At 67.7% G+C, this 22,208-nt stretch carries 15 protein-coding genes, 1 pseudogene and 1 riboswitch; of the genes and pseudogenes, 4 read left to right on the top strand and 12 right to left on the bottom strand.

Translation table 11 applies throughout. From position 1 onward, the window contains the following. Nucleotides 1-127: 127 nt before the first annotated feature. Nucleotides 128-592 carry an SRPBCC family protein gene (locus tag VFZ20_RS09665; protein WP_329683659.1) on the top strand — a complete coding sequence of 155 codons (465 nt, stop codon included), beginning with the start codon at nucleotides 128-130 and terminating at the stop codon, nucleotides 590-592. A gap of 362 nt (nucleotides 593-954) precedes the next feature. Here VFZ20_RS09665 and VFZ20_RS09660 read toward each other — a convergent pair whose 3' ends face one another. Continuing rightward, nucleotides 955-1,332 carry a hypothetical protein gene (locus VFZ20_RS09660; RefSeq protein WP_329683658.1) on the bottom strand — a complete coding sequence of 126 codons (378 nt, stop codon included), beginning with the start codon at nucleotides 1,330-1,332 and terminating at the stop codon, nucleotides 955-957. A 92-nt stretch (nucleotides 1,333-1,424) separates the two neighbouring features. On the opposite strand from VFZ20_RS09660, the gene VFZ20_RS09655 reads away from it, so the two are divergent. After that, nucleotides 1,425-2,081 (top strand): lysoplasmalogenase, encoded by a 657-nt coding sequence (locus tag VFZ20_RS09655; RefSeq protein WP_329683657.1) that lies wholly within the window; start codon nucleotides 1,425-1,427, stop codon nucleotides 2,079-2,081. 344 nt (nucleotides 2,082-2,425) lie between these two features. Here VFZ20_RS09655 and VFZ20_RS09650 read toward each other — a convergent pair whose 3' ends face one another. Next, nucleotides 2,426-2,620, bottom strand: coding sequence for a hypothetical protein (locus tag VFZ20_RS09650; protein WP_329683656.1), 195 nt, complete (start codon nucleotides 2,618-2,620; stop codon nucleotides 2,426-2,428). Nucleotides 2,621-2,783: 163 nt separating this feature from the next. Between VFZ20_RS09650 and VFZ20_RS09645 the strand changes: the two genes are divergently transcribed. Beyond that, the gene (locus VFZ20_RS09645) at nucleotides 2,784-3,329 is read left to right on the top strand and encodes a hypothetical protein (RefSeq protein ID WP_329683655.1); all 546 of its coding nucleotides are present in this window, start codon (nucleotides 2,784-2,786) and stop codon (nucleotides 3,327-3,329) included. A 533-nt stretch (nucleotides 3,330-3,862) separates the two neighbouring features. Here the strand turns inward: VFZ20_RS09645 and VFZ20_RS09640 are convergent. The 5 genes from VFZ20_RS09640 to VFZ20_RS09620 all read right to left on the bottom strand — a co-directional run bounded on the left by VFZ20_RS09640 (nucleotide 3,863) and on the right by VFZ20_RS09620 (nucleotide 10,496). Further along, the gene (locus tag VFZ20_RS09640; protein ID WP_329683654.1) at nucleotides 3,863-4,810 is read right to left on the bottom strand and encodes a DMT family transporter; all 948 of its coding nucleotides are present in this window, start codon (nucleotides 4,808-4,810) and stop codon (nucleotides 3,863-3,865) included. Nucleotides 4,811-4,903: 93 nt separating this feature from the next. Continuing rightward, entirely contained in the window at nucleotides 4,904-5,572 is a 669-nt protein-coding gene (locus tag VFZ20_RS09635; protein WP_329683653.1) for an HAD family hydrolase, read from the bottom strand. A gap of 125 nt (nucleotides 5,573-5,697) precedes the next feature. Then, on the bottom strand, nucleotides 5,698-7,260 hold the full coding sequence (locus VFZ20_RS09630) for an FAD-dependent oxidoreductase (RefSeq protein ID WP_329683652.1): 1,563 nt from the start codon (nucleotides 7,258-7,260) through the stop codon (nucleotides 5,698-5,700). A gap of 194 nt (nucleotides 7,261-7,454) precedes the next feature. Continuing rightward, nucleotides 7,455-8,453 (bottom strand): glycoside hydrolase family 6 protein, encoded by a 999-nt coding sequence (locus VFZ20_RS09625; protein WP_329683651.1) that lies wholly within the window; start codon nucleotides 8,451-8,453, stop codon nucleotides 7,455-7,457. Between the two features lie 13 nt (nucleotides 8,454-8,466). Further along, nucleotides 8,467-8,561, bottom strand: a riboswitch (cyclic di-GMP riboswitch). Between the two features lie 567 nt (nucleotides 8,562-9,128). Further along, on the bottom strand, nucleotides 9,129-10,496 hold the full coding sequence (locus tag VFZ20_RS09620; protein ID WP_329683650.1) for a M24 family metallopeptidase: 1,368 nt from the start codon (nucleotides 10,494-10,496) through the stop codon (nucleotides 9,129-9,131). A gap of 779 nt (nucleotides 10,497-11,275) precedes the next feature. Between VFZ20_RS09620 and VFZ20_RS09615 the strand changes: the two genes are divergently transcribed. Continuing rightward, nucleotides 11,276-12,616 carry a hypothetical protein gene (locus VFZ20_RS09615; RefSeq protein ID WP_329683649.1) on the top strand — a complete coding sequence of 447 codons (1,341 nt, stop codon included), beginning with the start codon at nucleotides 11,276-11,278 and terminating at the stop codon, nucleotides 12,614-12,616. 95 nt (nucleotides 12,617-12,711) lie between these two features. Here VFZ20_RS09615 and VFZ20_RS09610 read toward each other — a convergent pair whose 3' ends face one another. From VFZ20_RS09610 to VFZ20_RS09590, 5 genes and pseudogenes are all read right to left on the bottom strand, one after another. Next, nucleotides 12,712-13,419 carry a lytic transglycosylase domain-containing protein gene (locus VFZ20_RS09610; RefSeq protein ID WP_329683648.1) on the bottom strand — a complete coding sequence of 236 codons (708 nt, stop codon included), beginning with the start codon at nucleotides 13,417-13,419 and terminating at the stop codon, nucleotides 12,712-12,714. Between the two features lie 149 nt (nucleotides 13,420-13,568). After that, nucleotides 13,569-14,261, bottom strand: coding sequence for a hypothetical protein (locus VFZ20_RS09605; RefSeq protein ID WP_329683647.1), 693 nt, complete (start codon nucleotides 14,259-14,261; stop codon nucleotides 13,569-13,571). Between the two features lie 93 nt (nucleotides 14,262-14,354). After that, complete coding sequence (locus VFZ20_RS09600) at nucleotides 14,355-15,713, bottom strand: DNA cytosine methyltransferase (RefSeq protein WP_329683646.1); 1,359 nt, start codon at nucleotides 15,711-15,713, stop codon at nucleotides 14,355-14,357. A gap of 227 nt (nucleotides 15,714-15,940) precedes the next feature. Further along, nucleotides 15,941-21,478, bottom strand: a complete 5,538-nt coding sequence (locus VFZ20_RS09595) for a hypothetical protein (RefSeq protein WP_329683645.1) — start codon at nucleotides 21,476-21,478, stop codon at nucleotides 15,941-15,943. Then, a pseudogene (locus tag VFZ20_RS09590) lies at nucleotides 21,475-22,208 on the bottom strand (hypothetical protein); the annotation flags it as partial. The pseudogene VFZ20_RS09590 and the gene VFZ20_RS09595, both read right to left, overlap by 4 nt.

The raw sequence follows: 22,208 nt of genomic DNA, 5'->3' as shown, positions 1-22,208 counted from the left end.
TCAGCGGGCTGTACGCGGCCGGGCAGGGCGTGCTTCGGCAGGTAAAGCCGCTCAGCCAGTACAACAATCCCTGAACCAACCGGGCGCGCGGCATCGGCCGGCGCGGCCCTGATCGAGAGAGGACGACGTGGCGGAGATCATCATCAGCGAAACGGCCGTGATGCAGGCCGCGCCGGAGATCGTGTACGGCATCTTCGCGGATTACCACGAGGCGCACCCCGGCGTGCTGCCGCGCCCGCACTTCGGGACGCTCGTGGTAGAGCGCGGCGGCACGGGCGAAGGCACGCGCTTTACCATCGACATCCGGCAGGGGATGGGTCGCAGGACGTACCGGATGGACGTCACCGAGCCCCGGCCCGGGCGCCTGCTGGTGGAGACGGACCTGGATTCCGACCTGACGACGACGTTCGCCGTGGAGCCGGACGGCGGCGGATCTCGCGTGACCATCACCACGCGCTTCACGCAGGGCAGGCTGGGCGGATGGCTGATGAAGACGTTCGGCCCGCGGCTGGCCGCGCCCATCTACCGGGAGGAGCTGCGCAACGTGGAGCGCCTGGCCCGCCAGCGCGCCGCCGCCGTCGTGCCGGCCTGACCTCCGAATCAGCGGCTTGATCGCGCGTATTCGGAGACGCACCGCCGAGGCGGTGCCGAGGACGCTCGCGAGTCACCGCAATGCGTCATCCTGAGGAGCGCCCGCGCAGAACTCGAACGGGCACAGGGCCATGGGCGCGACCGAAGGATCTTGTGTGCGAGACTCGGAGCCGATTCCGTGCACAAGAGTCGCCCCCGAGCCTCGCGGGCAAGATCCTTCGTCGCCGCCATGGCTCCTGCACGGGCCAGGTTTTCGCGGCGGCTCCTCAGGATGACGCGTTGGCGGCGTGAGGATTGCCAAAGCTCACGGAATGACGCTCGTGCGGTGAGCCGGAGAAGGCCTCGGACGACGGCGGATGCGGATCAGCCCGCGTCCGCCGTCCAGCGGTGGGCGTACCGCTCGGTGAGTGCGTCCTCGTCCGCCTCGGCGTACAGCTCCAGGCGATGCGGAAGGTCCAGCGCCGTCAGCGCGGCGGACAGGGCGCGCACCAAGTGGCGCATGGCCTCCGGATCACCCGCGGCATCGTGCACGAGGTAGTGGGCGGGGTCCGTGCGCTCCATCGCGAGCTCCGCGTCATCGCGGCCGTGGACGCGCACGTACTCGCCGCCGGCGAAGTGGGACGATTTGCGGCGCTGCGCGTCCAGCCCGCGGCCGCGCAGCACCTCCGCCAGCGCGGACGGCCGGAGGTCCGTCAGCACTTGGCCGAACAACTGGGCCTCGCGCGCGGCGTCGTCGATCATCGGGGGCGGGACGGGTGGAATCGGCGGAGGGAGCGAATCCGCCGAAGCTACGCCGCGCCCGGCCCGCCTGCCAGCATCCATCCGCCTCCCCCGTGCCCATCCTGCCCCTGCTGCTGACCGTCGCCATCGCCGTCTGCGCCGCGCTCACCCTCCGGGCGGAGCAGCGCGGCATCCGACGCCTCGTCTACGTCTTCAAGCCGCTCACGACGGTGCTTACGGGCGTCCTCGCGCTGTCCGCGGCGGACGCGGTGTCCGGACGGTACCAGGCGCTGATCTGCGCGGGGCTTCTGTTCTCGCTGGCCGGCGACGTGTTCCTGATGCTGCCGCGCGACCGGTTCGTGGCGGGGCTCGCCAGCTTCCTCGTCGCGCACGGGTTCTACATCGCCGCGTTCACACCGCGGCCGATGACGCTCCATGCGCCGGGCGCGCTGCTGGTGCTCGTCCTGGTCGGGATCGGGCTGCTGCGCGCGCTGTGGGACGGACTGGGAACGCTGCGCGGGCCCGTCATCGTCTACGCGGCGGCGCTGCTGGTGATGGCGTGGCAGGCGGCGGAGCGGTGGGCGGGGCTGGGCACCACGCCGGCGCTGCTGGCCGCGGTTGGCGCGGGGCTGTTCGTGGTCTCGGATTCCGTGCTGGCGTGGCAGCGCTTCGTCGCGCGATACCGCTGGGGGCAGCCCGTGGTCCTGTCCACGTACTTCGCCGCGCAGTGGCTGATCGCGCTGTCCGTTGCGTCGCGCCCGTTCGGCTGAGGCCTGCCCGTGCGCCGCGTCCCAGCCGTGGGGTTCGTGGACCGGAGAGGGCCGGGCGCGGCGCGGCCAGATTCTTCCGTCGGCGCCACCCGTCGCGGGAAAGATCACGACGGCGCCTCCTTCAGAATGACAGCAGGAGAGGGATCACGTTGTCGCCGTTTCTGTTACACTCCCCCCGTGCTGTCATTCTGAGCGAGGCCGGCGCCGTACGAAACCGTCCCATGCGCGATGCATCCGGCGCCGGCCGACCGAAGAATCTGGCCGCCGGAGTGCGCGATCTCGCCCGTGCGTTGAGTTGCTCTCGGAACTGGCGCGCAACGACGACACCGATCCGCATCCACCCGCTACTGGTTGTCGCCGGACTGGATCTCTACGTCCGGTGCTTCGACCTTGGGGACGTCGATCTCCACGTCGGCGTCGTTGCCGCGGTTGAGCACCAGCCACACCACCAGCCCCAGCACCACGAGCACCAGCAGCACCAGGATCAGGTTGGTGCCGTGCGCGCCCCGGCCGGGCGGATCCGCGTTCGCGTGTGCCATCGTAGTCCCCTCGCCGCGGTGGATGCGCGAGCCCCGCGCGGGCCCGCCGCCGGGCCCCGATGCGCGCCGCGTGCCACCGTCGCCCTTGTGGCGCGCGCCCGCCGGGCGAATGTTTCCGCGCCGCCGGATTCCCGGCCTCACGTTCCTTGATCGAAGACGCTGCATGCGCACCGCTCCCGCCCGCTGGCTGATGGCCCTGGCGCTCGCCCTGCTGCTTCCGCGCGGGGCCGACGCGCAGCAGGACGGCGCCCACACGCTGCTGCCGGGCGACACCGTGCGCGTGTTCGCGCCCAGCGTTCACCCCACGGTGCTGCAGGGCGAGCTGCTGCTGTACCGGGCCGACAGCCTGGGCATTCGCGACGCGTCCACGGGCACGGCGTACCAGTTTCCGCTGTCCGCGGTGCGGGGGCTGGAGAAGAACGAGGGGCTGGACCGGCGCCGCTCCGTGCGCCGCTGGGCGACGGCGGGGCTGTTCCTGGGCGGCGCGCTGGGCCTGGTGTCGGGCCCGCTGATCGCGACGGCGGACCCGGAGGGCGGGATGGCCGGGCCCATCGTGCTGGCGGGACTGGGCGGTGGGGTGCTGGGGCTGGGCCTGGGCGCGGCCGGCGGCTCGCTCTTCGCCCGCGACCACTGGCAGCGCTTTCGCACGCCCGTCGTCGGCCCGGCGGCACCCGCCGCGGAGGTCGGCGTCCGCGTCCCGGCGCCGTAGCCATCGAGCGCTTCCCGCCCGCGTGTCCGTACTACCAGATCCAGAAAGCAGTTGTCTTCCTGAGGGGCCTTCACGAGCTCGACCGCGCCGGATCCATGCGGCCCCGAAGGATCTTCTCGCCCTGGCAAGGATCCAGTCCGGTGGCGAAGTCCCTGCCCCCGCGAAGAAGATCCTTCGGTCGCGCCCGCGGTCTTGTGAACGGGCCAGTTCTGCGCGGGCGCTCTCTCAGGAAATCAATGCCGATGGGCAGTCCTTATGCGCATTCGGTATGGAAGAGGCCGGCCCCGGTGCAGGGGACCGGCCTCGTGCGTTGGACGCAAGATCCTTCGTCGCCGCCATGGACCGGGCCGAGGCTGAGATCGCGCGGCGGCTCCTCAGGATGACGCTTCTTTCGCGGAGGGACGGGACCGAGGATGGTGGCGAGCCCGCCCGGACGCCCCCTCCGCTCGCCTAGGCTCGCACCTCCCCCCACAACCCCTGGGGGAGGTTGGGAATGGGACAGCCCGAGAAGGAACGACGTACCTTCGTACCCTTCACCGCCCGGGATCTGTCCGCACGATCATCACACCGCCGAGCGTCAACGCCGCGCCCACGAGCGCCAGCGTGGACGGCGCCTCCTTGAGCATGACGGCGCTCGCCGCCAGCGCCACCACGGGCGTGAGGTTGCTGAAGATGGCCGTGCGCGTGTTGCCGATGCGCTCCACGCCGCGATACCAGATCAGGTACGCCAGCGTGATGGCGAACGTGGCCGAGAACAGCAGCCCGCCCCACGCCTTTGCATCCAGCACCCCCCAGTCCTGCCCGATGAGCCCCGGGATGCCCAGCACGATGAGCCCCACGGCGCCGATCCACAGCGTCCACGCCGTCGTGCGCAGGGAGCCGTAGCGCCGCACGATGGGCCGCGCACCCACCGTGTAGCCCGCCCACGCGATGCACGCCGTCACCAGGATGGCGTCGCCGATGAGCGCCTCGCGGCCCTCCAGCCGGATGGCCGCGCCGCTCACCAGCGCGATCCCGGCGATGGAGAGCGACGCGCCGCCCCACGTGCGCGGGCCCGGGCGCTCGTGGCCCGTGAGCATCGATAGGAACGCCGTCATGATGGGCGTGAGCGCCAGGATGACGGCGGCGTGCCCCGCGCGGCTGCGGTCCAGCCCCAGGATGAAGCACAGCTGGTAGATCACGTTGCCCAGCAGCCCCAGCACCACGATGCGGGGCACGTCCGCGCGGTCCGGCAGCCCCAGCTCGCCGCGGGAGCGCAGGACGAGAAACACCAGCACCGACGCCAGCCCAAAGCGCAGGGCGTTGAACGCCAGGGGGTGAAACGTGTCCAGCGCGTGCTTGACCACGGCGAAGTTCACGCCCCAGACCACCACCATCATCGACAGCGCCGTCTCCGTCCAGCCCCAGCCGGGCACGGGCGCCGTGGCCTCGGCGCCCAGCTCCGTCGCGGCGGTGGCCCCGCCCGCGTCCTCCATCGACATCTGCCTGTATCCCTCCGCGCGGACGAAAACCGGGGGAGACGTGCATCTCCCCCGGTGCGCCCCGCGTTCGTGCGTGTGACCCGTTCCGCGCCGTCAGCCCCGGGCAAACGGGGACTGGGCGTACCGCGCCAGAAGATCGGCCGGATCGTCGTAGACCGCAACCGCGTCGCGCAGGTCGTCGTCGCCCCAGCCGCCACAGCGCAGGGCCACGCACCGCACGCCGGCCCGCCCCGACGCCGTCACGTCGTACGGCGTGTCGCCCATCATCACGGCCTCGTCCGGCTTTGCATCCGCCGACTTCAACGCGGCCTGGACGATGTCGGGATCGGGCTTGGACTCTTCCGCGTCGCTGGACGACGTTTTTTCCTCGATCAGGTCCTGGATGCCGGCCTGCTTGAGGAGCGCGTCCATGTCCTCCTTGCTGGCGGACGTGGCGACGACGAGCGTGTACCCGTCGTCCCGAAAGCGCTGCAGGAGCTCGCGCGCGCCGGGAAATGCGTTGAGGGTCGAAAGATACTGCTCGCGGAAGATTTCCCCGCGGCGCTCCTTGATCTTTTGCCCCTCGTCCGTGTCTTCCTCCAGCCCCGTGAGCTCCGGCAGCACCTTGTCGCCGCCCATGCCGATGAGCCGTCGGACGCGATCGAACTCGATGTCGCGGCCAAACTCGCGGCCCACGTCCACCCATGCCCGCGCGTGCGCGTCGTTGCTGTCGATGAGCGTTCCGTCGATGTCGAGGAGCACGGCTTTGGGCTGATTCGTCATTCGGGTCTTTCGGAGAGCGTCGGGTCAGATCAGTGGGGTCGAAAGTACCAAGTGCCGAGTACCAAGTGCCAAGTGGTTGATGATCAGTTACTTGGCACTTGGTACTTGGTACTTGGCACTTCTGACTATTCCTGCGACAGCTTCTTCAGCGGATAGATGGCCGGCCCCGTGAGCACCTCGCCCGTGGGGGCGAAACGCGAGCCATGGCAGGGACAGTCCCAGCTGCGCTCCTCGCTGTTCCAGCGGATCACGCACTGCAGGTGCGTGCACAGCGCCGACATCTCGTGCGCCACGCCCCCCTCGTCGCGGTAGACGGCCACCTTCTGCAGCCCGCGCTGGATGACGGCGCCCGTCCCCGGCGCCACCTCGTCCGCGCTGTCCGCGTCGTGAAAGGTGGGCGAGAGCTTGGCGAACTGCTTGGCGACGTCCAGGTTCTCTTCCAGGAACTCCTTGATGGAATCCTTGGAGAACGTCTTGCGCGACGGGTCGTACAGCGCGGCCCAGGGGTTGGGCCGGCTGAGCACGAGGTCGCTGATGAGCATCCCCGCGATGGTGCCGTGCGTCATCCCGTGGCCGCTGTCGCCCGTGGCCACGTACACGTTCTCGCGCCCCGCCGGGTCCCGGCCGATGAAGGCCAGGTAGTCCGCCGGCTCCATCACCATCCCCGACCAGCGCAGCTCGGCGGACTGCAGGCCGAAGCGGGGCCGCGCCCAGTCCAGCAGGGCCGCGTAGTGCGCCTCGTGGTCGTCGTCGTGCGCCTGCTTTACGTCCTCACCGCCCACGATCACCCACACCCGCGACGGGTCGCCCTCCACGGGCTGCGTGCGGATGTAGTGATACGGCTCCTGCGTGTCCCAAAAGAGCGCCGGCTGCACGGTGTCCGCCGGTACCTTGCCCGCGACGACGTACGTACGATACGGCGCCTGCTTCGTATGAAGCGCGAACCGGTCGTGGGACGGCGGATTGGTGCAGACGACGACGGCCCCGGCGGTCACGCTGAATCCCTCCCCCTTCGCCGTAGCGCGCTCGCCGCCCTCGAACTCCGTCACCAGGTTGCCCGTGTGGATGCGGCCGCCCAGGCGCTGGATGGCGTCCGCCAGGCCCGACAGGTACTTGAGCGCGTGGAACTGGCCCTGGTGCCCAAAGCGCAGGGCCGGGCCGCTGTCGAACGGCACGCCGGGGATGCGCTCCATCAGCTCCGCCGAGGCGCCGGCGCGACGGGCGGCGTCGCGCTCCTTTTCCAAAAAGTCGCGCGTTTGCCCGGGCGCCAGGAACCAGTATCCGTCCACCCGCCGGTAGTCACAGTCGATCCCCTCGGCAGCGGCGATGGCGCCCACCTGGTCGATGGCGGCCTGGTGGCTCTCGAAGGCCAGCCGCGCGCCCTTGGCCCCGTGCACCTTCTCGAGCACGTGGTAGTAGTCGTCCAGGGCGCTGCTCAGGTGGGCGGTGGTCTGCCCCGTCTCGCCGCCGCCCACGCTGGTCTTGTCCAGCACGATCACGCGGCGCCCCGCCTTCGCGAGGAGGTAGGCCGTCGTCATCCCCGCGATGCCGGCGCCCACGACGCAGACGTCGGCCTCCGCGTCGCCGGCCAGCGGCGGAAAGGTACGCTGCGGCACCGTGGCCTCCCACACCGACACCGACCGCTCCGACGACGCCGTCTGCCCCGGCGAACCTGGCGATTGCTGCATCCCGGCCTCCCTGTCCCGTGTACGCGCACGACGAATGGCCGCCGCGGCGAGCGGCGGACGAGCTTGGTTCGCAATGTTCGTACAAGGGCGGAAGTACCAAGTGACAAGTGCCAAGTACCAAGTGAAAAACGCCAAGTGCCAAGTAACGAGCGATCCGTTACTTGGCACTTGGCACTTGGCACTTCTTCTCCTCCTCACCCCGCCCGGCGCACCAGGTTCAGCGCGTAGTCCGCCCACCAGCCGCCGGCCTCGGGGCCGCCGTTGCAGGTGCCGTCGCTCTCGCCGGGGTGCTTGATCCACAGGAACGCATCCACCAGCGCGTGGCCCGTGCGGGTCGTGGGCGCGGCGCCCAGCGCCTGGTCCTGCGCGTTGCACCAGTCGTGGCCCGTGGCCGTGCCCGCGCCGTTGCGGCTGGTGTCGATCACGAAGTGCTTGCCGCCCAGCCGCCGCGACAGCTGCTCGCCCGCGGCGATGGCGCGGGGCGTCGCGATGAAGTTGCTCACGTTGAGCGAGAACCCGTCCGCCCGGTCGATGCCGGAGGCCCGCAGGCGGGCCGCCATCTCCTCGGGGTGGCCGTAGGTGGGGCTGCCGCCGTCCACGTACACGGTGGCGCCGGCGCCCTTGAGCGCGTCCACGGCCTCGCCCAGCAGGCGAAAGCGCTCCTGGCGGGCGGCGGGGCTCAGGCAGTCCGTCACCATGGTAGCGTCGGGCTCCAGGATCACCACGGCGCCGCGGTTGCGGATGCCGGCCGCGAACGCGCGGATCCAGCGGCGGTAGTTGTCCGCCCCGCGGGCGCCGCCGGCGGAGTACAGGCCGCAGTCGCGCTGGGGGATGTTGTACGCCACCAGCACGGGCACGGCGCCCTGCGCGCTGGCGGCGCCCACCAGCGCGTCCACGTCGGCGCGCACGTCGCGGTTCCACTCGCCGAACCACACCGCCTGCGGCTGGCTGGCGATGCGCTCGATGAGCGCGGCGTCCCGCGGGCGCGAGCGGCGCCACGCGTCGGCCTGACGCGCGGCGTGCGTCCGCGGCTGCACGTAGAAGCGCGCGCGGGCGATCGGGTTCACCGGATCGGGATCGGCGGCGACGGCGTTCGTGGGGAAAGCGGCCAGGGTGCCGGCGGCCAGGAACAGCGCGAACACAATGCGACGACGGATGGCACCCGGACGGGCGCCCGTGCGGCTCTGCGGCATATCGAATCACCTCTTCGGTAGCCCGGCTGGCTTTGCGGCGCCTGATGGCGCCACAGAAGCCCCGTGGCTTTGCGTCCCCGCATTTCGGCGGGTTTGCCGTTGTCGGAAGGTGCCCGGCGTTTGGCCGGGGCGCCGCCTGGGAGGCAACGATTACAACAAGTGCTTGATATTTAACGATTTATGCAGATGTGGTCAAGTGTTTCGCATCTGGTCCAGTAGCAGCAGAAGAGGCCCTCACCCGCTCGCTGTCGCTCGCACCCTCTCCCGCAAACTGCGCGGGAGAGGGTGTAGACTTCGACGAGCATCCTGCATCCGGAGGGGGACCGTGCCAGGGACGGACACCCGCCGCTGCGCGGCGGGGGCCCTCTCCCCCGACCTCCCTTTTGCTCGTTCCTCGCAACGGTGGTCGACCCCTCCCCCAACTTCGGGGGAGGGGTTGGTCTCAGGGACAGTTCAGCGCGCGGAGCTCAGCCCGTGCTGGGACTGGGTTCTCCTCTCTCCGCGAGGAACGAGCGGGGAGAGGCCGGGAGAGGGGCGGGCTGCTTTCGGCTCGAACCATCCGAATGCCGGAGATGAAGTTCTCCCTTCTCCCATGCCGTTTATGGGGGAAGGGTCGGGGATGGGGGGCGCTCCGCTGCCGGCGCGATCCATCCCTCCCGCTCAATCCCTCCGCCCCTAACGCACCAGGTGGAACCGCTCCTGGCGGGCGAGCACCCAGCGGCGGGTGCCGTCGGTATCCAGCCAGGCGTCCTCCTCCAGCGCCATCCGCACGGGCTGGCCGTCCCACTCCGGCACGGGCGTGGTGGCCTGCAGCTCGATGCTGAACCAGGTGCTGGGCCGCAGGGGCACCTCCCCGCGCCCCACGACACCCTCCTGCCGGTCCCACAAGCCGATGGTGGGCCCCGCGCCGTGCCCATGGTCGCCGATGGGGTGCGTGTACACCGTGCCGTCGATCCCCTCCGCCCGCATCCGCGCCAGCGTGGCCGCCAGCACCGCGTTGCCCGTGCGGCCGGGCCCCATCTCCTCCAGCAGCAGGTCCTGCAGGCGGTTGCCGCGGCGCAGGGCCGCGTACAGCCCCGCGGGCGCGTCCGTCTCGCCGGGGCACAGCACGTAGCCCATGTGCTGCGTGTCCGTGTTCAGCCCCAGCGCCGTCAGCCCGAAGTCCGTGTGGAGCACGTCGCCGCGCTGGATGACGGGGTTGGCGCTGTCGCCCATCTCCACGCCCCGGCGCTGCACGGTCACGGACGGGTGGAACCACGTACCCAGGCCCAGGTCCGCCAGCCGCTGCCGCATCCACCAGACGACGTCCTCCGTGCGTGTCTCGCCCGGCGTGATCACCCGCTCGCTGAACGCCGTGCGGATGACCTCGTGGGCCACCTGCTGCATCCGCACGTACGTGGGCATCATCTCCGGCAGCCGCTCCTCGATGAACTGCAGGGGCAGCAGCTCGCGGCGGACGATGCGCGCGCGGTACGCCGCCGGCAGCGCGGCCTGCATCTGCTCCCACTCGCCCACCGTGAGCCCGTCGGAAAAGGCGTGCGTGTGCGAGACGTTGACGGCGATGGTCCGCGGATCACACGCCCGGACGACGGGCTCCAGCAGCCGCCACTGCTCCGGGCCGAACGGCTCCGCCGGCCGCACGCTGGGCCCCGCCGTGCCCACGGCCGCGTCCGGGTCGCGCACCACGCGGTACAGCCCGCCCTGCGGCGACCCGCCGATGGCCACGCGCTCCACGCCCGCCTCGGGCCCGCGGTCGCAAAAGACGTAGATGGTGCGCCGGCGCGCGGCCATGGTGGTGGGCGAGACGAGCGACCAGAAGACGGGGTCCTCGTTGTACTCGCGCACGGGGATGATCCACATCTGCACGCCCTGCTCGCGCATCAGCCGGGGCAGCACGCGCTCCAGGCGCAGCCGCAGCCACTCCTGCTGGACCTGCGCCTGCTCGCGCAGCGTGCCCAGCGGCCGCTCCTGCGCGTCCGCCGGCGCCGGGGCGAGCGCCAGGGCCAAGCCCAGCGCGGGAAGGAGCAGGCGGATGGGTCGCATCGTCATCGGGTGGATGAAAGAGGGGGGAGGCTGGCATCGCGGAGACGGCGCCGCAGTCTAGGCGGGGCATCGTCCCCGCGGCAAGGCGCCGATCGGATGACGCGCGGGGGAGGAGGAGAACTGCGGCTGGACATTCGGAGGGACCGCGCCGAAAGCAGCCCGCCCCTCTCCCGGCCTCTCCCCGCTCGTTCCTCGCGGAGAGGGGAGACCAGAATGGGGCCGCCGGGATTGTGCACGCTGGCGAAGGGTGTCTCGCCCGCGGAGGGCCCCCTCCCCCCAGCCCCCTGCCCCCGCTTCGCGGGGGAGGGGGAGAACTGCGGGTCCCGCTTGTCTGCCTCCGCGCGTGATCTCGCCCTCTCGCCAACCCCTCCCCCGAAGTTGGGGGAGGGGTCGACCGCCGTTGCAAGGAACGAGCAAAAGGCTGGTCGGGGGAGAGGGCTCCCCGCCGCGCAGCGGCGGGACCTCGCCTCGTCCGGACCCCTGCCACTCCGCGCATCACCCCGTTGGAAGTGTACACCCTCTCCCGCGCAGTTTGCGGGAGAGGGACGCGAGGAACGAGCGGGGTGAGGGCTCCCGCGCGGACTCGCCCCTTTCCGCGAAGGGTTCGGAGGACCCCTCGATCATGAGAATCGCGTCCGTCCATCTTTGTTCACTTCCCTTCCTGTCCACTCCATAACATCTTTAGGCGGCCGTCCGCGCACCCGAACGGATGGCGAAGATGTTGCAATGGTACGTGGACGGCCCGCACGGGCCCGCGAGACCCCGAATCCGAGCTGCCGATGCCCGCTCCCGTCCTGACTCGCCCCGCGCGCACCCTGCCGGCCGGCGCGCGGCTCATCGCCCTGGCCCCGGACGCCGCCCACGCCGTCCGCGTGCTGGCCCTGGCCGGCGAGGGCGCTTCGCTGGCGGCCCTGCTCCCCGCGGACGGCGAGGACCCGTCGCTGCGCATCGCGCGGCAGGCGGCCACCCTGGCGGAGCGCATCGTCTCGCACGTCCTGGGCATCGCGCACGGCCCCAGCGCCGGCGGCCTGCGCGGCGAGACGCTGGAGTTGGAGGCGGAGCTGGAGCAGCTGCGCCGCGCCCTGCCCCTGGCCGCCGCGCGGCAGATGCCCACCGTGGAGAACGCGTCGCTCGCCCTGGCCGGCGAGTGGATGACGGAGGCGGCCCTGGAGGCGCACGGGCACGCGCTCATGCTCATGACCCACCCCGAGTACGAGGTGGTGGCCGGCATCCGCGCCCTGCACCCCGCCGAGACGCTGGCCCGCGCCGCCGAGCGCGTGCTGCACGTGGCCGAGACGTGGGCCGCGCACGACGGGCTGCTGGAGCTGGAGATCGAGGCGTCCTACTGGTTCAGCGAGCGCTGGAGCGCCGAGGACGACGGCGACGAGCGGGGCGAGCGCTCCGTCCATCGCCGGATGGAGTGGGCGCTGGCGGAGCGCCCCACCCTGGCGCGGGGCGAGTCCGTGCTGGCGTCGCTGCTGCACTCCATGGAGGTGGCCGGCTGGTCCAAGCTGCGCCGGCAGGCCGCGCGGGCCCTGGTGCGCTCCGTGACGGGCGCGTTCCAGGTGCTGGAGCGCCGCGCCGACGGCGAGGTGGCCCGCGTGCGCAGCCTGACGGACAACCGCGAGCTGCACGTGCGCGACCCCTACGGCGAGGCCGTCCCCGGCCGCGTGCTGCTGGGCCGCGCCCTGCCCTCCGGCGGCGGCGAGCACGTGTTCGCCCTCTCCACGGAGCTCGTCTCGGCCGAGGACGCCAGCGACCTGCGCGCCATGGCGGCCGACGTGCGGGCGTTCGCCGCGCGGCTGCCCTTTGCCGTGGCCCTGGAGGCCACCATCGCCGACGGGCTGTACGGCGCGCGCCTGCCCCGCCCCGTGTCCCCCGCCGCGGACCCGGACGACGCCCTGCTGCGGCTGGAGGAGCTGCACGCGCGGATGACGGAGCGCGGCCTGGCCCAGCCCGTGGAGCACCCCGGCCCCGTACCCGGCGGCGCCACGGCCGAGCTGCTGGCCGTGCCGTCCGATGCCGTGCTGCGCGCCTGGGTGGGCGCGCTCTCCGGGGCAACCGGCAGCGTCCCCGCCGCCCCCCTGCGCCGCCCCGCCGAGCCCCGCTACGGCACCTGATCGCGCTTCGCCATCACGCGGACACGAGAAAGGGCGCCCTCCCCCACCGGGAAGGCGCCCTCGTCTTTTTACTTCCGCACTAACGCACTCACGTACTAACGCACTTCTTCCTCGCGGCGGCCGGAGCCCCGGTAGCGATCCATGCCCGTGCCCAGCACCCGGCGCGTGTAGCCGTTCTCGGGGTTGCGGCCGCGGGCCAGGTCGCGGTCCACGGCGCCCTCGCCGCGGTTGTAGGCCAGCAGGGCCAGCCGCACGTCGCCGTACTTGTCGATCAGCCGGCGCAGGTAGCGGAACCCCGCGGCCAAGTTGGCCTCCGGCTGCATGATGCGCTCCGGCGTGGTCATCCCCCGGTCCAGCCAGCGCGCCGTGTACGGCATGAGCTGCGTGTATCCCAGCGCGCCGGCGTGGCTCCGGGCGCGCGGGTTGAAGTTGCTCTCCGCGCGCACCAGCCGGAAGCCCAGCTCCGGGTCCAGCCCCTGGGCCAGGGCCGCGTCCTGAATGGTGTGCGCCAGCTGCGGCGAGATGCGAAAGCGCATGGCGAACACCACGGGCCCGCCGTCCAGCCGCCGCACGCGCCGCGCCTCGTCGCGCAACCGCTGCCAGAAGCCGCGCTGATCCGCATCGTCGGGGATGCGGGCCTCGCGCCGCGATGCCGCGGCCCGGTGCGGGGGCTCGGGCGTGGGGGCGGCCTGCTGCGCGTCCGCGGGCAGCGCACCCGCCATCAGCACCGCCAGTACCAGCAGCAGCGGCGTTCGCCGCGCGCCAACCCATTCGGATTGTGCAACATCGGCTGTCGTGCTCAAGTCGTCGCCTCCTTGTCTCTGGTCAGCCGGGTCCGGCACAAGGGGCCAATGATGGGCGCCGAGAGCGCACGAGGCAAGGCTGAACTGCCCCGAGTCCCTTCAGCAGTAGACTCGAACAACAAGCTACGAGGGGTGCTCGGCGCCTGGGGCTACTGCGATTTCTGCACTTGGAAGCGGCACCTTTCGGCCAATGGACATGCCTCGCAGACGGGAGCCCGAGACCGGCACACCAATGCACCCAGATCTAAAATGGCCCAGTTCACGTCGACCGGGGAATCCGCTGCGACAACGGCGCGAGAGAGAGACTGGAGGTAGGGATCATAGCGAATGTCGGCACGCAACCGTGGTCCGAAATAACGCTCGAGCACCCTGGACATGTTCACATCCAAGAGAGGCTCCCGTTCCCCGTGACCAAATAGCAGGATAGCGTTGGCGATGTACTGTCCTACGCCAGGCAGTTCCTCGATCTCTTCGCGGTTCCGCGGCAAGACCCCGCCACGACTTACCATCTTGGCGGCTAGGCGTTGCAACGTCTCGACCCGGCGTTGCCAAAGCCCAAGTGGTCGCAGGTGCTCTTCCAGTTCCGCGGTGCTTGCCGAGGAGATCGAATCCCAGCTGGGAAAACGGTCTATAAATCGGGGGAGCACGTTAGCTACGGCGGCAGCGGTAGTCCGCTGTAGCATTAGCTCAGCGATCACGACCAAGTAGAGGGATGCGTTTTCCGCCCGCCACGGGAAATCCCTGCGGTGCAGGCGGAACCACCCCAGGAGCGCGGCCCGGAATTCCTCCACTGCCTGCTCTGTTACCCCGGTATCCGAACGCCAATCGTTCTGCTCGGCCACTTCTGTCTGTCTAGCTAATTAAGCAAATCACGAGGTTCATTGGTCGTGTACCCCGCGACATCATTTCTGCTCCCGCAAACCGTTTCTTATCTTCTAGATAGCGCGAGCGTAGGCGAGCTCCCCCTGGACCGACTCGTCATGTTCGGCGTGGGTCGTCAAGATCATCAACGCGTGAACCAACCGGCCAAGACACTCCGCCAAGAATGGTGGAACGGCATTTCCTACCTGCGTATAACGCGGTGTCTCCAACTTCCGAGATGGTCCTCCCGTCGTGTATTTTCCCCGGAACTCAAACCAGTCGGGGAAAGACTGCAGCCGGGCGCACTCACGCACCGTGAGAATCCGGGGCTCTGAATAGTGCAAGAGGTCGTCGGGAAGCGTCGTCAAGGTATGCGATGGCTCCCGGCGGTCGAGGACTACGGTATGGTGCTTCTTCAATCCTAGTCGCTCGCGATCCTTCATCGACAGGACAACTCCCACCCTGCAAGTCTCCTGGATTTCCCTGAACCTGCGCGCCGTTTCGGCACGGTGATTGGCGAGGCGAAGGCTATTCACATCGTTTGCCGGTGTGTTCGCGTTCAGCAGCCGCTGGTAGCGCGTAATGGGACCCTTGTAGGCGATCTCTTCGAATCCCTTGGTGTCCCTGCTGGCCCTCTTGCCGGCATGATCCACTTCGAGGTCGGAGAGCGCCATTTCCGCGGATACTGGGCGCGAGGTCGAGAGTCCCCTCTCCTCCAAGAAGAGCTTCTGAACAGCGGGGAGCAAATGGTCGAACGGGTTGAATTCCGAATTGCCCTCGCGGAGTTCATCCATCAGCTGGCGTTGCACTCCGACGACGATGAAGCGGGGGCGGTGCTGTGCAACCCCAAACTCTGCTGCGCGAAGGACGCGAGGCCACACCTCGTACCCGATCCGACGCAGGCCGTCGAGGATCTTGTCGGAGTATGGCTTGGGTGGCCGGCCACGTTGCCGCTGCTGCTGCCGCACCTTCTTCCCATGCTCGACCTGTATTCCAGCCACGTTTTCGAGCAAGAGAAACTTCGGTCGAATGAGCGTTACCATCCGGATGTAGCGAACGAAGAGCTCGTTGCGCGCATCCAGCCGATCGCGGCGACCAGCGAACGAGAATCCCTGGCACGGAGGACCACCGACGACCAAGTCAACCGTTCCGCGGAGTGCGGTAAGCTGCTTGCGGTACGTCTCAATGACAGTCCCGATCTCGTGCGCCTGCCGCGGCAACCACTCGGGCCAGTAGAATCCCTGGCGGGGGCCGTTGACGAGGTTGTAGTGGAGCGTTTCGAATGCCATGGCGTTCTTCTCGATGGCAAACAGGCCCTGCCAACCGGCCTGTATGAGTCCGAGCGAAGCGCCGCCACAACCGGCGAATAGGTCGACGAACGTACCCACCGGTCTCGTACTATACTCCTCGTCGAACAACTTGAGGCTGGCCATCAGTGTAAGTTCTTGGAGTCAGGCGAGGCCTGGAGAATGCTCGATGCCGCCGTGATGATCTTGAATCGTTCCCGGATCAACGCATCTCCAGGGGCAGATGTCTCGTCACACGTCCATTCGGAGCGCGATGGGACCGCCCCGGATCGAGCGGCCCCTGCGCTTCGGGGTGAGAGCGGTTCTTGCCCGGACAACGGCTCCGGGCCGGTTTGCTCAGCGGTCTGGATAACTTACGATGTTGGATCCCCTGCCAACAATGAGTAAAACGGCATCCCGGCCACGATCTCTCCGGACACGTCGAAGGTCTTGAACAGGCACTCGTGGTTCCCGAGCTGACGAATACGGTCCACGAGTGGCTGCGTCGTGGTACTCGGCAATCCGAGCGCCGCGAGTTCCTGTGCCGTCACGTTGGGCACCTTGTGGATGAACCATGAGAGCAAGGGTTCCCGGTAGTCCGTCGCCCCCGCCTTGAAATGGCGCAAGTACTGGGAGGCGAGGATTACCCCGACACCGAATTCCCGGCCCTGAAGCAGGATCTTGCGAAGTACGTCGAACTCGTACCGCATGATGTTGTCCGCCTCGTCCACGAGCAAGTACGAGTCTATCGTGCGCAGCTGTGGTTCCGCTCCCCGGTAAGGGCGCTTGGGAATCCGGAGCATGTGCTCGTAGAACATGTTGAGCATGATCGCCACGAGCATGTTCTTGGTGCGGTCATCCTGTCCGAGAGCGTCCAGCGATAGGACGACTACCCCGTCCAAGAAGCCGTCGAACGGCACCGCTTTGCTGGGATCACGTACAAAGAGTTCCATGTCGATCATGTCACCGATGATCGAGAGCGGGGCGTCAGGCTTTCCCTGGACCTGCGCCCTGTACCGGTCATAGACGTCGTAAATCGTCGGCTGCCGGCCCATGCTCCCCGCACTTTGATACGCTTCCCGGACCGCCTGCTTGAGGTTCTCGCGCTGCACGGGTCCGACGTTGCTGTAGATCTTGTCGAGTACGTCGGCGAAGAACTTGAACCGCCCCAGCCACGGGGCTGCTCCTTCACTGGCCCCGGAGATATCGAACAGGTTGAGCGGGAGTTCGTGGGGAGTAACCACGCGTGCGTTCACCGCGTTCACGAAATCTGGCGCGCTATAATCTCGCTTGTAGTCGAAGATGAGGAAACGCGGACGAACCCCGTCGTTGTCAGCGGCGGAACGCGTCAACTGGTAGACGAGCGACTTCACCAACTGGGTCTTGCCTGTACCGAGATCGCCTACCACGCCCATGTTTAGCTGGTTTAGCGCGGTCAAGCTGGGCCGGAGCAGCAACGTCGGATTGGTGAAGCTGTCCAACGATTCCCCCACGTGCACACGGATCCCGTCGTGGTGCGTCTCGAGGGGAGTCCGGGTTGCGGGCTTACTGACTCCGTGATCCGTCTCAATCGTTACTGGGGCGGCTGGAACAGGGATGCTGAGCGGCGGCACGGGAGCAATCCCCGGGAGAATGTCCGGTGCCGATTCATGCGCACGGACTTCGACCGGGGCCGCCGAGTGCTCACTGAACACCTCGTCGCCTTGGACCGGCTGGTTTTCTACCGCGACGGCCGCCGTGTACTGCTCGGGCCGGAGATTCCAATCCCCGACAGCATTGCGAATCGCAGTATACAGCACTCCCGGGTTGCCACAGGCGATCTGCCCGGCGTCGGGTGCCGCAACCACGATGGTCTCCTTGAATCCATCGCCGTCTACGTCGCGTGGACCACTTGAAGCAGTGGCATCGAAGATGACCAAGCGCCCGATCGGATCAATCTCCACGCAGGCTTCATCCGCGAGGATCGCGGTGGTTACCCTGTAATGAAGACCTGACCATTCAGTTGGCCTGTTCAGCACAGCCGGGTGTTGGCTGTAGACGCGGAAACCGAAGTCCAGCATCGAGAGCAAGAGATGCTGGTATGTCAGGCGCCACATCACCAACCCGTTTGCCCCCCCTTTTTCTGAAAGGTTCCGGAAGAGGCGGCTCAAAGCGCGCGCTTGATCCAGTGCCTCACGACTCCCGGCAGGAGTCATCGTGTCCTCGCGGCGGTACTTCACCTCGACGGGGGTAACACGGCAACGGACCGCGGAGTCAGACACCGTGATGCTGGCCACGAGGAGGTCAGGGCGTTGGAACTCTCCGATACCCAGGGAACGCTGCAGGTCTCCCAGGTATCCTCGGAAAGGATCAACAGGGACAACCAATGAGACCTCCTGCCCCTCCGCGCCACCGGAATGCACGCGTAGAAGGCTTTTCTCCCCATGGGCAACAGCGCGGAAATCATCCTGCAACAAGCGTCCTGCCAGGAAAAGCCCGAGATCCCCTGTCGCACCGGAGTGCCCGGCGGAGAGCCCGCGTACCGTGGGGATTCCACGCCGGGCTACTTCCAACAGGATTCCCTGCAGGCGCTCCTCGTCCACGGACTCGCATCCCGGGAGCCGCGCGAGCAGGGCCTGTAGTGAATCCCGCTCAATCGGCTTTACGCGAGACAGCAGGTAATAGCCGTTTGTATCACCCGCCCGGTGCGAGTAAGACGGGAGTTCGTAATCCCAGAGGTAGGCCGAGTCGAGCCATCCGCCCACGAAACACGCTGGATCGACAGAGGACGAGGACACCGCGACGTACTCCGCCGAACGCTGGTCGAACATGGACTGGATCGATTGCACGCTGGGGGCGAAGGTGTACCCGCGGCGAGTTGTATCCAAGTTTTCTAGCCGCGCTACGCCGCGCATGACCGCGTCTGCCAGTCCATCGCCGGTTGGAGGACCCTCTACGCCCGTCCGAGACTCGCTCAGGAATGCACCGCCCCCGGCCTTGAGCTGCATCCGGACACGGTGCCGCATCAATGCCCCGAACCCCAGTGGCGAGCCGAGTTGCGTCTCCTCTGCCGCGGCGTTCGACGTTTCCAACTGCGCGATAATACCGAGATCGGGCTTGGCACCATCGGGAACTCGGGAATACCACCTGACCGCTCCCGCGGTATCCTCCGTTAGGTTCGCCACGGACGCATCCTCGGGGCGCACTTCGGGGCGACGCTCGTCGAAGACCTGCAACTGCCTCGTTCCGAAAAGCGTGAGAAGGGGGCTCGTATCTGTCCTGGTGAACCGGTCGCGGGCCCACGTCATTAGGCCATCGTTGCACGCGTCGCTGCGGCCGCCGTGGTTGGCGACCGCGACGTTCAGTACCGGCTTCGCGGTCATGAGCGTGGCGACATCGTCCAGGGACCTGCGCACCTGGGACACGCTGAACCCGCTGGACAACCCTCCCAGGCGGATGCCCAGTTCCTCGTCGAAGGGTGGTGTATCCGCGACGACGGCAAGGCGTTCAATCCGAGTACCGTTCCAGAGAACGGACCAATAGTCAGAACTGCACTCGGTCGCCAGCATCGTGACGTACCGTAGTCCCCCGGTGGGTGTGCGGAGCGGCAGCGCGAGCGTATCTGGTAAACTATCCGGATCCAAGATGCTGCTCGCTGGGCACGGATTGGAGGATTGCCAGGTCTCCCGGAGTGCCCGCTGCGCCAAGCAATGCCATCCAACCCGGAGCGGGTGCAACGGGGACACCAAGACGGCATCAGGCTCTTGGGCCAAAGTGCGGCCATCTACCTCTAGGCCACAGACCAACACCAAGTCGGCCCATGCTGCCACGGTGGGTTCCTCTTCCAACCAGCGCAGGTACGCCCGGACGTATGCCTCGACCTGGGACGAAAATTCTGCCTCCTGCATCCAAGTCCCTAGTTGGGCAACTTCGACCAGGCCTTGCTCGTCATCGCCACGTACACGCGCGGCGATGGCACTTCGCGCCTCGACGAACTCCGCCGGTGCGAGCATCTCTTCGCGCGTTGGGCGGGGGTCATGGAGGAACCGTCCCCGTGAGATGATCGTGTCCTCGGCAATGAGCCAATTCGGCGCATGCCATCGTTCGCGGCAATCCCGCGACAGGACAAGCGGGTAAAAAGACTGGGCAACAACGGATGGTGCGAGCATCCACGACTGGAGGTCAGCAGCCCGGGTCTGGTGATCCGCCTGGACATCAAGCACCCGCGGCTGCCGGTTCAGACGGATGAGGCGTTCGAACTCGCTCCGGCAACCTTCTACTGGTGCCTCGTCGCACGAGACCAACAAGCGAAGGTGCTCGGATGCTCCATCGGCGCGGGTGAACCTCAGGTCGTAATGGCAATCTGAAGTTGCTTCCAGTTCGAGACCGGAAGGCCCCCCGGACCCAGGAGGCGCCACGGACACCGTGCCCATCAGGGGATCGGCACCGTTTGTAGAGTTGTCTTCCCCGGATACGTGCTCCTGCAGCGTGATGCCCGGTGTAGTGTATAGGTCAAGCAGGTGCCTGCCTTCACCCGCTAGCACGATTTCGCATTCGAGCGTGTGCTTGCCCGTCCGCGGCTTGCGTGCCGGGAGCTTGACCTTCGTGGCCGTACGAGAGGTGACCACGATTCCAAGCTCCCATGACGCGAGCGACACGACGCGCAGCGACGCCTTTTTCATTCCGGGCGCCGTGGCCGTGTAGCGCACCGGCGCCTTGTGTTTCGGGACTGCCTCGTCCGCTAGATCCGCTCGCGAGGAGAACGGGATCGGCCATTCACGCCGGTTAGCCTGGCTTCCCGCCTCACGCACGATGTTGGCGTCGACGAGGGCGTCGCTCGGCGTAGTAATGGACAATGCCAGCTCGTGGTCAACGACGTACGGCAATCCACGTCCAGCAGGGATGAGCGCATTCTCACAATGTATTTTCAGCTCACCGGGCTGCTCGCTTACCTCCTGCTCCAAGAGTTCCGCGAGACGCTCGGTCGTCAGGGTCTCCCACCAGCGCGGGGGAGCATCGACCGTGTCGCGCCGAGAGGGAGCGTAGTAGAAGGACGCGGCACGGAGGAGAGCGAGGGGCACCTCGCACCCGCGTTGCAGGTGGTCCAGGCACTCATCGATCGCGACTTGTTCCGTGTCACTCGCAACCCGCTTCAGCCGCGCCGCACATGAAGCATACCCCTCCTCGACAACGGCCATCATGAGGGCGCCTAGTACCCGGCCCTGCTCCTTTGCATCGATACGGCCGCTTGAAACGGGGGGGAATCCACACGCGAGGCTCCACCAGTTTCCAGGCGCTGCCACAGGGCCCGTGGTCGACAACACGCGAGCCAAGGCTGCCCAGCAGTGATGGCGCTGTGCATCGTGGCGATCTCCTTCGTCGGCCGCGACGACTGCCTGCTGCAACAGCAGTCGGGCATTGGATCGCTCGACATCGTCATGCCAATTGTGGCGATCCAACGCGCTATCCACCAACGATTGGACGAACTCGTCAGACCACCATTCCTCGACAGATGCGCTTCCGCTGTTGTTGTCCGACGAGAGTCCAAACTCATCAGTGGCTTGCGCGATCGAGAGAATGCTGTGTCGCGCCGGGGAAACGAGGGCGAGAAAACGGGGGCACGAGGGGGTGTTGCGCAACGAAAGCAAGTGAGATGGATCACAAAGTCCCGAGTCACCGACTGCCGGGTTTTCGGTAACTCCCTCTGTACGTTCGACAGGCAGCACGACGGGAACGGACACCGACGTCCCGTCTCCCAGAGTGAGTGTCACCCCTCCGTCTAGGCTGAGCCGATCGAGGACTGCACCCAATATGCCCAAGTGTGGCCCATGAAAGACGGTGCGGAGGGTGCTATCCACGCCGGGGAGTGTGCGAGCCACCCCTTTCATCCGGGTTTCGATATGCTTGACGATATCTGAAACGAGCTGGTTCACTGCGGCTGTCCCGCGCTAGAGGTTTCCGTGAGCTCAAATGGTGGCACCAACAGCATTCCGCTCTCCGCGTCCGGGCTGTCTAGCACCAATCCGAGCATCCGCAGCTTCTTTCCGAGATCGCTCTTTGCAATGTCGTCAATGTCCACGTCGACCCCGTACCAAGCCAGGTGTTCGCACAGACGATGCACCGAGCGCGGTCCTGCCGCCTCTGCCAAACAGCAGTGCACAAACGCGAGCACAGCCGCAGGGCCAAGTGAGACGATCCAGGGTGCGGCCGCGTATTCTGCCCGCTTCTTCAATTGGTAGCCCTGGTCATACCCGCGCAGGTTTTGATCGGCAGTTTGACGTTGGCCGAGGGTATGTCGGGCGAACTCGACGATATTGGAGCCGATCCCACGCTTACATGCCAGCGTGCGGGCATGGCTGTCCCGCAGTTCCGCGACTTGTGAGAGGACGCCTGCCGCCTGCAGTTCCTCGCGCCGGCTCGCCACCGCATTGAGAAACGCGATGATATCCTCCGTCGAGGAGAGGTTTTCTACTTCAACTTCCGCTTCATGGAGATGCCATAGGAGGATGTTTATCCCAAGTCGCGCAACTAGATAGCGCGACGCGAAGTCGCGCACGATCGGCACCGCTTGGGCTCCGTGCATTAGATACGGACGCGTGTTCGCAATCACCTCTCGCCGGATACGTCCTTGGCCCGGCACGTCCGTTCCGCCCAACACTTCGC

Origin of the sequence: Longimicrobium sp. (assembly GCF_036280135.1) — a bacterium.
GTDB lineage: Bacteria > Gemmatimonadota > Gemmatimonadetes > Longimicrobiales > Longimicrobiaceae > Longimicrobium.
Note: the sequence above shows the minus strand (reverse complement) of the source record. Positions and strands in the feature narration are given on the sequence as shown.